The organism is Pseudomonas sp. MWU13-2862 (assembly GCF_023242495.1).
GTDB lineage: Bacteria > Pseudomonadota > Gammaproteobacteria > Pseudomonadales > Pseudomonadaceae > Aquipseudomonas > Aquipseudomonas gingeri_D.
In genome coordinates, this window is the sequence record NZ_JALMEZ010000008.1 from 123,556 (window position 1) to 137,274 (window position 13,719).

The 13,719-nt window shown below is 61.1% G+C and carries 14 protein-coding genes; 6 read left to right on the plus strand and 8 right to left on the minus strand.

What is annotated here, in order from left to right:
* Positions 1–147: 147 nt before the first annotated feature.
* Both glpK and M5C56_RS16110 read right to left on the minus strand, forming a co-directional pair.
* A complete protein-coding gene (gene glpK, locus M5C56_RS16105) occupies positions 148–1,653 on the minus strand; it encodes a glycerol kinase GlpK (RefSeq protein WP_103494175.1) in 1,506 nt (501 codons plus the stop codon).
* A gap of 94 nt (positions 1,654–1,747) precedes the next feature.
* Positions 1,748–2,599, minus strand: coding sequence for an MIP/aquaporin family protein (locus M5C56_RS16110; protein ID WP_103494174.1), 852 nt, complete (start codon positions 2,597–2,599; stop codon positions 1,748–1,750).
* A gap of 372 nt (positions 2,600–2,971) precedes the next feature.
* On the opposite strand from M5C56_RS16110, the gene ybaK reads away from it, so the two are divergent.
* Positions 2,972–3,442, plus strand: a complete 471-nt coding sequence (ybaK, locus tag M5C56_RS16115) for a Cys-tRNA(Pro) deacylase (protein ID WP_103494173.1) — start codon at positions 2,972–2,974, stop codon at positions 3,440–3,442.
* A gap of 13 nt (positions 3,443–3,455) precedes the next feature.
* On the opposite strand, the gene M5C56_RS16120 is transcribed toward ybaK, so the two are convergent.
* Entirely contained in the window at positions 3,456–4,505 is a 1,050-nt protein-coding gene (locus tag M5C56_RS16120; protein ID WP_103494172.1) for an ABC transporter ATP-binding protein, read from the minus strand.
* Entirely contained in the window at positions 4,502–5,422 is a 921-nt protein-coding gene (gene argF / locus M5C56_RS16125) for an ornithine carbamoyltransferase (protein ID WP_103494192.1), read from the minus strand. The genes M5C56_RS16120 and argF overlap by 4 nt, the downstream gene beginning before the upstream one ends.
* 419 nt (positions 5,423–5,841) lie before the next feature.
* Here argF and M5C56_RS16130 point away from each other — a divergent pair, with 419 nt between their 5' ends.
* The 3 genes from M5C56_RS16130 to grxD all read left to right on the plus strand — a co-directional run bounded on the left by M5C56_RS16130 (position 5,842) and on the right by grxD (position 8,824).
* Positions 5,842–6,132: a hypothetical protein gene (locus tag M5C56_RS16130; protein WP_103494171.1), complete on the plus strand. Its 291-nt coding sequence runs from the start codon at positions 5,842–5,844 to the stop codon at positions 6,130–6,132.
* Between the two features lie 135 nt (positions 6,133–6,267).
* Positions 6,268–8,373, plus strand: a complete 2,106-nt coding sequence (locus tag M5C56_RS16135; RefSeq protein WP_103494170.1) for a molybdopterin oxidoreductase family protein — start codon at positions 6,268–6,270, stop codon at positions 8,371–8,373.
* Positions 8,374–8,482: 109 nt separating this feature from the next.
* The gene (gene grxD / locus M5C56_RS16140) at positions 8,483–8,824 is read left to right on the plus strand and encodes a Grx4 family monothiol glutaredoxin (protein WP_103494169.1); all 342 of its coding nucleotides are present in this window, start codon (positions 8,483–8,485) and stop codon (positions 8,822–8,824) included.
* Positions 8,825–9,008: 184 nt separating this feature from the next.
* Here grxD and bfr read toward each other — a convergent pair whose 3' ends face one another.
* Both bfr and M5C56_RS16150 read right to left on the minus strand, forming a co-directional pair.
* Positions 9,009–9,479 carry a bacterioferritin gene (gene bfr / locus M5C56_RS16145; RefSeq protein ID WP_103494168.1) on the minus strand — a complete coding sequence of 157 codons (471 nt, stop codon included), beginning with the start codon at positions 9,477–9,479 and terminating at the stop codon, positions 9,009–9,011.
* Positions 9,480–9,679: 200 nt separating this feature from the next.
* Complete coding sequence (locus tag M5C56_RS16150; RefSeq protein ID WP_103494167.1) at positions 9,680–9,898, minus strand: bacterioferritin-associated ferredoxin; 219 nt, start codon at positions 9,896–9,898, stop codon at positions 9,680–9,682.
* A gap of 287 nt (positions 9,899–10,185) precedes the next feature.
* Between M5C56_RS16150 and M5C56_RS16155 the strand changes: the two genes are divergently transcribed.
* A complete protein-coding gene (locus M5C56_RS16155; protein ID WP_103494166.1) occupies positions 10,186–10,788 on the plus strand; it encodes a peroxiredoxin in 603 nt (200 codons plus the stop codon).
* A 76-nt stretch (positions 10,789–10,864) separates the two neighbouring features.
* Here M5C56_RS16155 and rnt read toward each other — a convergent pair whose 3' ends face one another.
* Positions 10,865–11,542: a ribonuclease T gene (gene rnt / locus M5C56_RS16160; protein ID WP_103494165.1), complete on the minus strand. Its 678-nt coding sequence runs from the start codon at positions 11,540–11,542 to the stop codon at positions 10,865–10,867.
* Positions 11,539–12,585, minus strand: coding sequence for a dihydroorotase (gene pyrC, locus M5C56_RS16165; RefSeq protein WP_103494164.1), 1,047 nt, complete (start codon positions 12,583–12,585; stop codon positions 11,539–11,541). Before pyrC ends, rnt begins: the two co-directional genes overlap by 4 nt.
* Before the next feature lie 158 nt (positions 12,586–12,743).
* Here pyrC and M5C56_RS16170 point away from each other — a divergent pair, with 158 nt between their 5' ends.
* Positions 12,744–13,667 (plus strand): OmpA family protein, encoded by a 924-nt coding sequence (locus tag M5C56_RS16170; protein WP_103494163.1) that lies wholly within the window; start codon positions 12,744–12,746, stop codon positions 13,665–13,667.
* Positions 13,668–13,719: the final 52 nt, after the last annotated feature.

Below are 13,719 nucleotides of genomic sequence, written 5' to 3' on the forward strand. Positions count from 1 at the left end.
CCTGTTGAGCGTCGTCCGATCTCGGGAGCGCCACAAAACCTGTAGGAGCTTGGCTTGCCAGCGAAGCTTTTGGCGTCTTCAAGGACGCCTTCGCGGGCAAGCCCTGCTCCTACAGGGCCGTGTTCAGCCTAATGAACAGCGTTCGGCTTAGTTGCTTTCTTCGTGCGGTTCCCAATCGCGGGTACGGCTAACCGCTTTCTGCCAGCCGGCGTAGAGTTTTTCCTTCTCGGCCTCAGGACGCTGCGGCTCGAACTCGCGCTCGATCACCGCCTTGCCCCGCAGTTCTTCCAGGCTGCCCCAGAAACCGCACGCCAGGCCGGCCAGGTAGGCCGCGCCGAGTGCCGTGGTTTCGCGCATTTGCGGGCGCTCGACCTGGGTCCCGAGAATGTCGGCCTGGAACTGCATCAGGAAGTTGTTGGCCACCGCGCCGCCGTCCACGCGCAGGGCCTTGAGGCGTTCGCCCGAGTCCTGTTGCATGGCGTCCAGCACGTCGCGGGTCTGGTAGGCGATCGACTCCAGGGCGGCACGAATGATGTGATCCACCTTCACCCCACGGGTCAGGCCGAACAGTGCGCCACGGGCATAGGGGTCCCAGTACGGAGCGCCCAGGCCGGTGAAGGCCGGTACCAGGTACACGCCGTTGCTGTCCTTGACCTTGCTGGCGAAGTATTCGGTATCGAAGGCGTCGTTGATCAGCTTCAGTTCGTCACGCAGCCACTGGATGGTCGAGCCACCGTTGAATACCGCGCCTTCCAGGGCGTAAGCCACTTCGCCGCGAGGGCCGCAGGCGATGGTGGTGAGCATGCCGTGCTTGGAGCGGACGGCCTTGGTGCCGGTGTTCATCAGCAGGAAGCAGCCAGTGCCGTAGGTGTTTTTCGCCTGGCCCGGTTCCACGCACATCTGGCCGAACAGGGCCGCTTGCTGGTCGCCGGCGATACCGCCGATGGCGATGCCGCTCTTGGTGTGGCCGTAGATTTCCGAGGACGACTTCACTTCCGGAAGCATTTCCCGGGGAATGTCGAGGATCTCCAGCATCTTCGCATCCCATTCCAGGGAGTGGATGTTGAAGAGCATGGTGCGCGAGGCGTTGGTGTAGTCGGTGACGTGGGTCTTGCCGCCGGTGAATTTCCAGATCAGCCAGCTGTCGATGGTGCCGAACAGCAGCTCGCCGCTGCGTGCGCGTTCACGGCTGCCTTCGACGTTGTCGAGGATCCACTTCAGCTTGGTGCCGGAGAAGTACGGGTCGGTGACCAGGCCGGTGGTTTCGCGGATGTACTCTTCGTGACCGTCGCGCTTGAGCTGTTGGCAGATCTCGGTGCTGCGGCGGCACTGCCAGACGATGGCGTTGTAGATCGGACGGCCGCTGACCTTGTCCCAGACCACGGTGGTTTCACGCTGGTTGGTGATGCCGATGGCGGCGACCTGGTCGTGGTGCAGGCCGGCTTGCGCCAGGGCTTCAACCATGACCGCGCTCTGGGTGGCGAAGATTTCCATCGGGTCGTGTTCGACCCAGCCGGCTTGTGGATAGTGCTGCTGGAATTCGCGCTGGGCGGTGCCGACCACATTGGCGTCGCGATCGAAGATGATCGCCCGCGAGCTGGTCGTACCCTGATCGAGGGCAATGATGTAGTTCTTATTCTGAGTGTCGGTCATTTTCGATTGCCTTGATGAATATAGGGAAAAAAGTGCCGGGATGAGTGCCCTCAGGGAGAAGGGCGCTCACAGGGAGTGGCGTCTTGCAGGTGTTTCAGGAAGCCTGGACCTTTTTGGCCGCGGTCGCGGGTTCTTCCTGTAGCGCGGGTTGGGCGCTGGGCAGATGGCGGGCAATCATCCCGCGATACAGCACGGCGCCCAGGCAGGCACCGACAATCGGTGCAAAGATCGGAATCAGGAAGTACGGAATGTCGCGTCCGCCGGTGAAGGCGATATCACCCCAGCCGAAGAGGAAGGTCATCAGCTTGGGGCCGAAATCCCGTGCAGGGTTCATCGCAAAACCGGTCAACGGACCCATCGCGCTGCCGATCACGGCGATCAGCAGGCCGATCAGCAGGGGCGCCAGCGGGCCATTGGGCAGGCCGTTGTTGTCGTCAGTCAGGGACATAATCACGCCCATCAGGATCGCGGTGATCACCACTTCCACCAGGAACGCCTGGGCAGTGCTCAGGGCCGGGTTGGGGTAGGTGGAAAACACCGATGCCAGTTCCAGGCTGGCCTGGGAGCCGCGGATCATATGGTGGGTTTGTTCGAAATCGAAGAACAGGTTGCTGTAGAGCGTGTAAACCAACGCGGCGGCACAGAAGGCCCCGGCGACCTGGGCAAGGATGTAGAACGGCAGTTTGCGTTTATCGAAATCGGCGAACAGGCACAGCGCAATGCTCACGGCCGGGTTCAGGTGAGCGCCGGAAACGCCGGCGGTCAGGTAGATCGCCATGCTCACGCCCATGCCCCAGATGATGCTGATTTCCCACAGACCAAAGGTGGCACCCGCGACCTTGAGCGCGGCAACACAGCCGGTGCCGAAAAAGATCAACAGCGCGGTGCCGAGGAATTCGGCGATGCATTGGCCCGAGAGCGATGGTTGTTTCAAAGCGGTACTCATTGGACACCTCGATTTTTGTTGTTGTTAGACGTCCGTCCCAATGACGGACGTGGATTTGCACCGAAGCTCAGGAATCCCCATCTCTGATTTCGGCTTACCGCTCGTTGCTGCTGAGTGTAGGACTGTAATCTTCAGTTTCGAAAAAATATAGACAAGAAACGCTGATGTCAAAGGTCGAAAATGAACGATAGTCCACTTTTTGGGGAATAGCTGCGTAAATGAGGATGATTTGTATGTAGGATCAAGGTGTTTTTTACGCATTTATTGGCTCTGGTGAGCCTAGGAAAATCTTGAGGCTTGGCTTGTCATAGAGCCTTTTCGTTGCGAATAGCCTAAAATCCACGCCTGTCTTTCGAGCCGACTGGACCTGCCATGACCCCCGCATTGGACCTGCTGAAAAAAGTTCGTGCCGAACATCGCGTACACAGTTATGAACACGATCCGAAAGCCGCTTCTTATGGTCTGGAGGCCGCGGAAAAACTGGGATTGGCTCCGGCGCAGGTGTTCAAGACGCTGCTCGCCAGTACGGAAAAGGCCGAATTGCTGGTGGCGGTAGTGCCGGTCGTCGGAAGTCTGGACCTGAAGGCGCTGGCCCAGGCGGCGGGGGCCAAGAAGGTCGAGATGGCGGATCCGGCGGCGGCCCAGCGGGCCACCGGCTATCTGCTGGGTGGGATCAGCCCGCTCGGGCAGAAGAAGCGCTTGCGCACGTTTATCGACCAGAGCGCGCAGCCCTTCGCGAGTATTTTCGTCAGTGCCGGCCGTCGTGGCCTGGAAGTTGAGTTGGCGCCGGCGGTGCTGGCCGAGCATACCCAGGCGAAGTTCGCCGATATCGGCCGTGCCTGATCCCGCTCACGGTCTACGCGGCGGGCTGGAACAGCACCAGATGCTCGGCTGTCACGCGAATACCTACCGATGTTCCCGGCAGGTGATCGACGTGACTGGGGAAAATCGATTCCAGCTGGCTGCCGCTGGGCAGTTGCAGGCGATACAGGGTCGAGGCGCCGAGGAAGGTCTTGCCGAGGACCGTGGCCTTCAGCGCGCTGTCCGGGGCATGGACGATGTCATCCGGCCGTAGCAGCACATCCACTGCACCGCCCAGCGGCCAGGCGTAGGCCCGATTGCCGCGCAGCACGCCCAGTTCGGTCTGCACTGACTCCTGGCTGCTCAGTTGCCCACGAATGAAGTAGCCCTGGCCGATAAAGCTCGCGACGAAAGGCGTCTGCGGTTGGTGATAAAGGTTGTAGGGCGTATCCCACTGTTCCAGACGGCCCTCCTTGAACACACCGACCTGGTCGCTGACGGCGAAGGCTTCTTCCTGGTCGTGGGTCACCAGGATCGCGCTGGTGCCGCGCTGCTTGAGGATGTCCCGGACTTCCTGGCTGAGCTTGCGCCGCAACTCCACATCGAGGTTGGAAAACGGCTCGTCGAGCAACAGCAGTTGCGGCTCCGGCGCCAGGGCGCGGGCCAGGGCCACCCGTTGCTGCTGGCCGCCGGAGAGTTCATGGGGATAACGCTTGCCCAGTCCCTTGAGGTTGACCAGCTCGAGCATTTCCTCGGTGATCCGAGTCTTGCGCGGGTGCAGGCGAATGCCGAAGGCGATGTTGTCGGCGACGCTCAGGTGCGGAAACAGCGCGTAGTCCTGGAACACCATGCCGATCCGGCGTTTCTCCGGCGCGAGGGTGAAACCGGCGCGGGAGATGACGTCGCCCGCCAGCTGGATTTCGCCCTCGTGCACCGGCTCGAAACCGGCAATGGCTCGCAGGGTGGTGGTCTTGCCGCACCCGGACGCACCGAGCAGGCAACCGATGTCCCCGCTGTTGAGGTGCAGGTTGAGGTTCTGCACGACCCGTTGCGCTTGATAGCCGCAGGCCAGGTCATGCAGGTTCAACAGCGGCGAATGACTCATGCAGGGCGATACGCCGGCGCAACCAGGAATTCGAGCAGGGCCTTTTGTGCATGCAGGCGGTTCTCGGCCTGGTCCCAGGCGACCGAACGCGGGTCGTCGAGCAGGTCGAGGCTGATTTCCTCACCCCGGTGGGCCGGCAGGCAGTGCAGGAACAGCACCTCGGGCGCGGCCAGGTCGAGCAGTTCGCGGGTGACTTGCAGGGGCGCGAACAGGGCCAGGCGCTTGGCGGTTTCTTCTTCCTGGCCCATGGAGGTCCAGACATCGGTGCTCACCAGGTGCGCGCCGCGTACCGCTTCACGTGGATCGCGGACCAGTCGGACCCGCTCACCGGCCTGGGCCAGCAGCGCCGGGCTGGGGTCATAACCTTCGGGGCAACTGACCCGAAGCTGGAAGTCGAACTGGATGGCCGCCTCGATATAGCTGTTGCACATGTTGTTGCCGTCGCCGATCCAGGTCACGGTCTTGCCCTGGATCGAGCCGCGATGTTCGAGGAACGTCTGCATGTCGGCGAGCAACTGGCAGGGATGCAGGTCATCGGACAGGCCGTTGATCACCGGGACCCGGGAGTTGGCGGCGAACTCGGTCAGGGTGCTGTGCTTGAAGGTGCGGAGCATGACCACATCGAGCATGCGCGACAGGACGATGGCGCTGTCGCCGATCGGCTCGCCCCGGCCCAGTTGGGTGTCGCGCGGCGAGAGGAAAATCGCCTGGCCGCCCAGCTGGATCATGCCGGCTTCGAAGGAGACGCGGGTGCGCGTCGAGGATTTCTCGAAAATCATCCCGAGAATCCGACCCTTGAGTGGCTCGAAGAGTACGCCGCGGTCACGCAGGTCCTTCAGCTCGATGCCTCGACGAATCACGCTGACCAGCTCTTCGGGCGTGCAATCCATCAGGGAGAGAAAGTGCCTTGCGCTCATCATTAACTACCTTTTTGCAACAGACCGCAGATACTCAAAGCCGGGTTTTACGGAAAAACGGGCGAGACCTGCGGCGTAAGCCGCACGGGGCGACGAAATAGGGGAAGACGCGATCGTATAAGAAAATGTCGCGTGTTACCAATAGGAGGCTTAGTTTAAGGGCGGTTGAGGTCTGCATCGTCTTGCTGGGCATGACCTTTTCCCTGTCCGATACACGCCGGCCCACTGGCGACAGCGGGTCTTTGTACACTGTGCCCGGAACCCTTGGCAATCGAGGGCGACGGGCGCAGGCGGGTCCTGGTCGCTTTCTGACTGTCCGGGCGGGGTATTGGCGTGCAAGATGGCCGGTGTGGAAACATTTCCTAAACTAATCCGCTAGGTTGTAAAATGTGTCACCGCGGACACATGGAGGCTTTGGAATGGAATCGAAAGAGCAACAATTGATGGAATTGCTGAAGCTGACGGCGCAGGCACTGACCCATATGACCGCCTCCGTGACCTCGATGTCGTTCGAGTTGTTGCGCAGCGAAGATGAAGTGACCCGGGCGGCCGGTCGTCGGATGATCGATCGCATGGCGACCATCAGTTCCGGTCTCGACGAGCATTGGCGCCTGATCGGCGAGCTGACCGGGGTCCATATGGGCCAGGAGCAGCTCGAGACGATTGAGGAGATCCAGTTGCAACCTGCTCCCATGCTGCCCTCGGCCTGATTTCAGGGCTGCCATCGGCAGGCCTGATGCCCCCCGATTCACAAGATGAACGTCGCTGGCATGCTGCCCGGCGTAGGGCCATAGTTTTGTTCTCGCAACCGATCCGGGTTGCCTTGAACAAGACAGAGACTGGCCATGACCAAGACTCTCCACCACCGTGCCTGCCACCTGTGCGAGGCCATCTGCGGCCTGACCATCGAAACCACCACCACCGAAGCGTCGGTGCAGATCACCTCGATCAAGGGCGATCCGCTCGATACCTTCAGTCGCGGGCATATCTGTCCCAAGGCGGTGGCGCTGCAGGATATCCAGAACGATCCGGATCGTCTGCGCCAGCCGATGCGTCGAGTGGGCAGCGAATGGTTGCCGATCGAGTGGGATGAGGCCTTTTCCCTGGTGGCCGAACGCCTGTCGGCGATCCAGGCCCGGCATGGCCAGAATGCCGTGGCGATCTATCAGGGCAACCCCAGTGTGCACAACTATGGGTTGATGACCCACAGCAACTACTTTCTCGGCCTGTTGAAAACCCGCAATCGTTTTTCCGCGACCTCCGTCGATCAATTGCCGCACCACCTGAGCAGCCACCTGATGTATGGCCATGGCCTGTTGCTGCCGATTCCGGATATCGATCACACCGATTTCATGTTGATCCTGGGCGGCAATCCACTGGCTTCCAACGGCAGCATCATGACCGTGCCGGATGTGGAAAAGCGCCTGAAGGCGATCCAGGCCCGGGGCGGCAAAGTCGTGGTGGTCGATCCTCGGCGCAGCGAAACGGCGGCCATGGCCGACCAGCACCTGTTCGTGCGTCCGGGCGGGGATGCGGCCTTGCTGTTCGGCCTGCTCAATACCTTGTTTGCTGAAGGGCTGACGCGTGCCAGCCATTTGCCGGTGGACGGCCTCGATGAAGTGCGCCAGGCCGTGGCCGGTTTCAGCGCCGAATCCATGAGCCCGCTGTGTGCGGTGCCGGCGGCGCAGATCCGCCAGTTGGCCCGGGACTTCGCCGCGGCGGACAAGGCGGTCTGCTATGGACGGATGGGCGTCTCGACCCAGTCGTTCGGCACCTTGTGTCACTGGCTGGTGCAGTTGATCAACCTGGTGACTGGCAATCTCGATCGGGTCGGCGGGGCCTTGTGCACCGAGCCTGCGGTGGACCTGGTGGCCTCGACCTCCGGCGGCCACTTCAATCGCTGGCAGAGCCGGGTGTCCGGGCTGCCGGAGTACAGTGGCGAATTGCCGGTGTCGGCCCTGGCCGAGGAAATGCTCAGCGAAGGGGAAGGGCAGGTGCGGGCCCTGGTGACGATCGCCGGCAACCCGGTGTTGTCCACGCCCAATGGCCGGCAACTGGAGCAGGCACTGGACGGCCTGGAGTTCATGGTCAGTATCGACCTGTACATCAACGAAACCACCCGTTATGCCGACCTGATCCTGCCGTCGACCTCGGCCCTGGAAAACGATCACTACGACACCACCTTCAATATGTTCGCGGTGCGTAACATCAGCCGTTTCAACAAGGCGATCCTGGCCAAGCCTGCCGGTGCGTTGCACGACTGGGAGATTTTTGTCGGCCTGGCCAAGGCGTTTTCCAGCCTGACCGGCCAGGTGCTCAAGCCGACCATGGCCCCGGCGCAGATGATCGACATGGGCTTGCGCATGGGGCTGTATGGCGATGCCTCGTCGCACCAGCTGTCGCTCAAGACCCTGGAGGACTTTCCCCATGGCGTCGATCTCGGCGCGCTCAAGCCGAACCTGGCGCCACGCCTCAAGACGCCCGGGCAGCGGGTCCAGGCGGCACCGGCGGTGATCCTCGCCGACCTCGCTCGCTTCGCCGCGCAACAGGCACCACAAGTCGGGGAGTTGCTGATGATCGGCCGCCGGCATGTACGTAGCAATAATTCGTGGATGCACAACTATCACCGCCTGGTGAAGGGCAAGCCGCGCCATCAACTGCTGATGCACCCCGATGACCTGGCCAGCCGCAGTCTCGAGGATGGGCAGCGGGTGCAGGTCAGCTCGCGGGTCGGCATGATCGAGGTGGAGGTGCTCGCCAGCCTGGAGATGATGCCCGGCGTGGTGAGCCTGCCCCATGGTTGGGGGCATGCGCGGCCCGGGGTGAAGATGGCGATTGCCAGTGGCCAGCCGGGCTCCAGCGCCAACGACCTGACCGATGAACGCCAATTGGACGTCTTGTCTGGCAACGCGGCGCTGAACGGCGTGCCAGTCACGGTGGCGGCGGCCTGACAACGGCCATGGTGGCGGATATCGGGCAGACCGAGCACCACGCTCGGCTTTCCGTTACAATGCCTCACCGTGCCGACAACAGAGTCGGAAAGTTCAGAAGAGGTGCCTTGTGGATATCATCGAAACGATTAAAGAGCAGATTGCCAACAACACCATTCTGCTTTACATGAAAGGCTCGCCGAATGCTCCACAGTGCGGCTTTTCCGCCAAGGCCGCGCAGGCCGTGATGGGCTGTGGCGAGAAGTTCGCCTACGTGGACATCCTGCAGAATCCGGAAATCCGCGCCAACCTGCCGAAGTACGCCAACTGGCCGACGTTCCCACAACTGTGGGTCGGTGGCGAACTGGTCGGCGGCAGCGACATCATGGCGGAAATGTTCGCCAACGGTGAGTTGCAGGCCCTGGTCAAGGATGCAGCGACCAAAGCGGCAGCGGCCAAGACCGAAGCCTGAGTCGATTGCACGCAATCCTGTAGGAGCCGGCTTGCCGGCGATGACGTCCGCAAGATCGATACAAGACTTACGGGCCTCATCGCCGGCAAGCCAGTGCCTACAGGGATAGGTGTTTGTTTATTCGGCACCTGTAAAAAAGCCCCGCACTCTGAACAAGAAGGCGGGGCTTTTTAATGGGCGCTGTTTATTCGCCCATTTGCGACTGCAGGTAGTTCTCGAGACCGACTTTGTCGATCAGGCCCAGTTGGGTTTCCAGCCAGTCGATATGCTCTTCCTCGGATTCGAGGATATCCTCCAGCAGTTCGCGGCTGCCGAAGTCGCCCATGGCTTCGCAGTGGGCAATGGCCGCTTTCAGGTCGGCATGGCCGCTACGTTCGATGCGCAGGTCGCACTCGAGCATTTCCTTGGTGTGTTCGCCGATGTGCAGCTTGCCCAGGTCCTGCACGTTGGGCAGGCCCTCGAGGAACAGGATGCGCTTGATCAGCTTGTCCGCGTGCTTCATCTCGTCGATGGACTCGTGGTACTCGTGCTTGCCCAGCTTGTTCAGGCCCCAGTCTTCATACATGCGTGCGTGCAGGAAGTATTGGTTGATCGCGACCAGCTCATTGGCAAGGATCTTGTTGAGATGCTGGATGACCGTGATATCGCCTTTCATGGTGTGGACCTGTCCTGTAATAACTGACTATAAGGCAGAGTTTGATCCCGGCAACTTCGAGTGTCAAACCTAAGTTGTTGAATCATATATAAAAATTAATCGGAATAAGAATGTTTGTGTTCCGCGTCTTAGTCCTAAGCGATTGAATTACAGGCATAAAAAAACCGGACGCGAGGTCCGGCTCTTTTAAAGTTCGTTCTTTACGCGGCGGAAAATTCTACCGGGTAAGGGATCGCCGCCTGCTGGCTTTGCAGCTCGGTCAGGGTCTCGCGCACCACCTGCTTGGCCAGGCACGCACATTTGCCGCATTGGCTGGCCACGCCGGTGGCTTGTCGCACTTCGCGATAGCTGCAGCAACCTTCATAAATCGCTTCGCGGATTTGCCCATCGGTGACGCCAGTGCAGAGGCAGACATACATAAGGTGAGAACCATCGCTGATTAAGGCTCGATTGCGCTGGATCTTAATGTTAACGAGAATGATTGTCAAAGTGCTTTCGGTAAAGCTTTTGTCAGCGCGCTGCTTGTCTGACGAACGGTGTCACCGCCTTGGCGGGCGAGTTTGTAAAAAGCGTTGGGGACAGTCGAAAAACGCGGTGTATGATGGTCGGTCCTTAGGAAGGTAGGTCACGTCACAGTCTTGTCGTCTGCTTATGGCAGGCTGGGCTGGACCTTGTTCTTTACCGCATCAACACCAGGAGATATCCAATGAGCGTACTCGTAGGCAAACAAGCCCCCGACTTCACCGTCCCTGCCGTACTGGGCAATGGCGAAATCGTTGAAAGCTTCACCCTGTCCTCGGCCATCAAAGGCAAATACGGCCTGGTGTTCTTCTACCCGCTGGACTTCACCTTCGTCTGCCCGTCCGAGCTGATCGCCCTGGACCACCGCATGGACGACTTCAAGGCGCGCAACGTTGAAGTCGTGGCCGTTTCGATCGACTCGCACTTCACCCACAACGCCTGGCGCAACACCGCCATCAATGACGGCGGCATCGGCAAAGTCAAATACACCATGGCTGCCGACATGAAGCACGACATCGCCAAGGCCTACGACGTTGAGTCCGAAGGCGGCGTGGCCTTCCGTGGCGCGTTCCTGATCGACGACAAGGGCGTTGTCCGCTCGCAGATCATCAACGACCTGCCGCTGGGCCGTAACATGGAAGAACTGATTCGTCTGGTCGACGCCCTGCAATTCCACGAAGAGCACGGCGAAGTCTGCCCAGCCAACTGGAAAAAAGGCGACAAGGGCATGGACGCTTCGCCAGAAGGCGTTGCCAAGTACCTGACCGAGAACGCCGGCAAGCTGTAAGCGCCAGCTTCATGCATAAAAAAACCGGTCTTGATGACCGGTTTTTTTATGGGCGGTGATTGCTTCGTCGACCGGATCAGTCGTTGTAGTCTTCCCAGCCACCCATTTGTTTCCAGCGGTTGACGATGCCGCAGAACAGATCGGCGGTCTTCTCGGTGTCGTAGCGGGCCGAGTGGGCTTCGCGTCCGTCAAAGTCGATATCGGCCGCCTGGCAGGCCTTGGCCAATACGGTCTGACCGTAGGCGAGACCGGCGAGGGTGGCGGTGTCGAAGCTGGAGAACGGGTGGAACGGGTTGCGCTTCATGTCCAGCCGCGCCACGGCGGCGTTGAGGAAGCCCAGGTCGAAGCTGCTGTTGTGACCGACCAGGATCGCGCGTTTGCAACCGTTGGCCTTCAGGGCCTTGCGCACACCACGGAAAATGTCGGTCAGTGCGGCTTCTTCGCTGACCGCCATGCGCAGTGGGTGATCGAGCTTGATCCCGGTGAACTCCAGGGCAGCGGCTTCGATATTGGCGCCTTCGAACGGTTCGACGCGGAAGAAATAGGTGTGCTCCGGGAACACAAAGCCTTTTTCGTCCATGCCGATGGTGGTCGCGGCGATTTCCAGCAGGGCGTCGGTGGCGGCGTTGAAACCTCCGGTCTCGACATCGACGACAACCGGCAGGTAGCCACGAAAGCGTGCGGCCATCGGGTGCCGGGAACCGGTACCGCCGCCATTGCCTTCTTGTTCGTCGTCGAAATGCTCTTCACTCACAGCGTTTTCTCCAGCAGGCGCCAGCGCAGTTTTTCACCGGCGCGCAGCGGGATGACTGACAGCTCGCCGAATGGCAGGCTGGTCGGGGCGGTCCATTCTTCACGGACCAGGGTGATCTGTTCGGTGTTCGCCGGCAGGCCGTAGAAGCGCGGGCCATGCAGGCTGGCGAAACCTTCGAGCTTGTCCAGCGCATTGCGCTGTTCGAAGGCTTCGGCATACAACTCGATCGCGGCATAGGCGGTGTAGCAGCCGGCGCAACCGCAGGCGGCTTCCTTGGCGTGCTGGGCATGGGGCGCCGAGTCGGTGCCGAGGAAAAACTTCGGATTGCCGCTGGTCGCCGCCGTCAGCAGGGCTTCCTGGTGCGTGCCGCGCTTGAGGATCGGCAGGCAGTAGAAGTGCGGACGGATACCGCCCACCAGCATGTGGTTGCGGTTGTACAGCAGGTGATGGGCGGTAATGGTCGCGCCGACGTTGGCCGGGGCCTCGCTGACAAACTGCACCGCATCCGCCGTGGTGATGTGTTCGAACACCACCCTCAGGCTCGGGAAACGCTCGACGACGCGGCGCATATGCTCGTCGATGAAGAGTTTCTCGCGGTCGAACACATCGACCTCGCCACGGGTGACTTCACCGTGGATCAACAGTGGCATACCGACTTCGGCCATGGCTTCCAGGACCGGGAAGATCGTGTCGATGCGGGTCACGCCGGAGTCCGAGTTGGTGGTCGCGCCGGCCGGGTAGAGCTTGGCGGCGTGGACGAAACCACTGGCCTTGGCGGCGCGGATGTCCTCGGGCTGGGTCCGGTCGGTGAGGTAGAGCACCATCAACGGTTCGAAGCGGCTGCCGGCCGGGCGCGCAGCGAGAATACGCTGGCGATAGGCGTCGGCTTCCGCGGCGTTGCGCACCGGTGGCAGCAGGTTTGGCATGATGATGGCGCGGCCGAAGGTGCGCGCAACATCCGCGACAGTGTGGGGTAACGCAGCACCATCGCGAAGATGAATATGCCAGTCGTCGGGACGCAGCAGGGTCAGGCGGTCGGACATTGGGGATTCCAGGCGGGTCGAACTGAAGGGAATGCTACCGGAAAAGACGGCCTCAGGCACTCGCTATCAAGTTTTGCCACGGGCAACCGATACCACAGAGGTAGGGCGTGGAATCGGCATGCCTGTCTTGACGATGTAGACATTCAGTGGAGCCTCCCGTGCGCCAGCGTTATTTAGCCTTGCTCAGTATGTTCGCCAGCCTGCCCGCCATGGCCATGACTTTCCAGACCCGTCTGGAGAGCATCGAGTGGAAGGTGGAAGGGGACAAGTTCGAGTGTCGGCTGAGCCAGCCGATCACCGACTTCGGTGCCGGTGAGTTCGTGCGCCGGGCCGGCGAGCAGGTGACCTTTCGCCTGAAATCCTACAACCACGTACTCGGTGGCGGTTCGGCGACCCTGCTGGCCGCTGCGGCACCGTGGCAGCCGGGGCGCGGCGACATCAACCTGGGCTCGGTGCAGATCGGCAGTGGCGATGTGCTGTTTAACAGCTCCCAGGGCCAGGCCGGGCGTCTGGTCAGTGGCCTGATGGAGGGCCGCAGCCCGTTGGTTCGTCACTACTCCAGAGACGGTGGCGTTTCGGAAATACGCCTGCTGCCGGTGAAGTTCAGCAAGGCCTACAGCGACTACCAGGAGTGCACCGCGAAACTGCTGCCGAAGAATTTCGAGCAAGTGAAACAGGCGCAGATCGGTTTTCCCGGCACCGGCGTCGACCTCGATGCCCAGGCCAAGGCCGAGTTGCAGGTGATGCTCGACTTCATCAAGGCCGACCCGACCGTCAACCATATCGAGCTCGACGGGCACTCCGACAATGCCGGCAATCGCCTGGCCAACCGTGACCTGTCACGCCGCCGGGCGCTGGCGGTGATGGACTTCTTCAAGGCCAATGGCATCCCCGAATCGGAGATTGTCATGCGCTTCCACGGCGAACGTTATCCGCTGGTGCCGAACAACAGTGCGGCCAACCGGGCGAAGAATCGCCGGGTCAATATCCATCTGGAGCGTGTCCCGGTCGCCGAGAAGTCCGCGCCGGCTCCTGCTCCCGCGCCTGTCGCCAATGCGGCGAGTGCCGCGAAGACCTCCTGAAGCGGCTGTTTTCGTCGCCGCCTCGACATTATCTGTCGCTTTGCCGTCCTAA

Coding starts and splice junctions, on each gene's coding strand:
- glpK (WP_103494175.1), bottom strand. CDS start 1,653: ATGACCGACACTCAGAATAAGAACTACATCATTGCCCTCGATCAGGGT.
- pyrC (WP_103494164.1), bottom strand. CDS start 12,585: ATGTCCGACCGCCTGACCCTGCTGCGTCCCGACGACTGGCATATTCAT.
- M5C56_RS16150 (WP_103494167.1), bottom strand. CDS start 9,898: ATGTATGTCTGCCTCTGCACTGGCGTCACCGATGGGCAAATCCGCGAA.
- bfr (WP_103494168.1), bottom strand. CDS start 9,479: ATGAAAGGCGATATCACGGTCATCCAGCATCTCAACAAGATCCTTGCC.
- M5C56_RS16135 (WP_103494170.1), top strand. CDS start 6,268: ATGACCAAGACTCTCCACCACCGTGCCTGCCACCTGTGCGAGGCCATC.
- M5C56_RS16130 (WP_103494171.1), top strand. CDS start 5,842: ATGGAATCGAAAGAGCAACAATTGATGGAATTGCTGAAGCTGACGGCG.
- ybaK (WP_103494173.1), top strand. CDS start 2,972: ATGACCCCCGCATTGGACCTGCTGAAAAAAGTTCGTGCCGAACATCGC.
- argF (WP_103494192.1), bottom strand. CDS start 5,422: ATGAGCGCAAGGCACTTTCTCTCCCTGATGGATTGCACGCCCGAAGAG.
- M5C56_RS16120 (WP_103494172.1), bottom strand. CDS start 4,505: ATGAGTCATTCGCCGCTGTTGAACCTGCATGACCTGGCCTGCGGCTAT.
- M5C56_RS16155 (WP_103494166.1), top strand. CDS start 10,186: ATGAGCGTACTCGTAGGCAAACAAGCCCCCGACTTCACCGTCCCTGCC.
- M5C56_RS16110 (WP_103494174.1), bottom strand. CDS start 2,599: ATGAGTACCGCTTTGAAACAACCATCGCTCTCGGGCCAATGCATCGCC.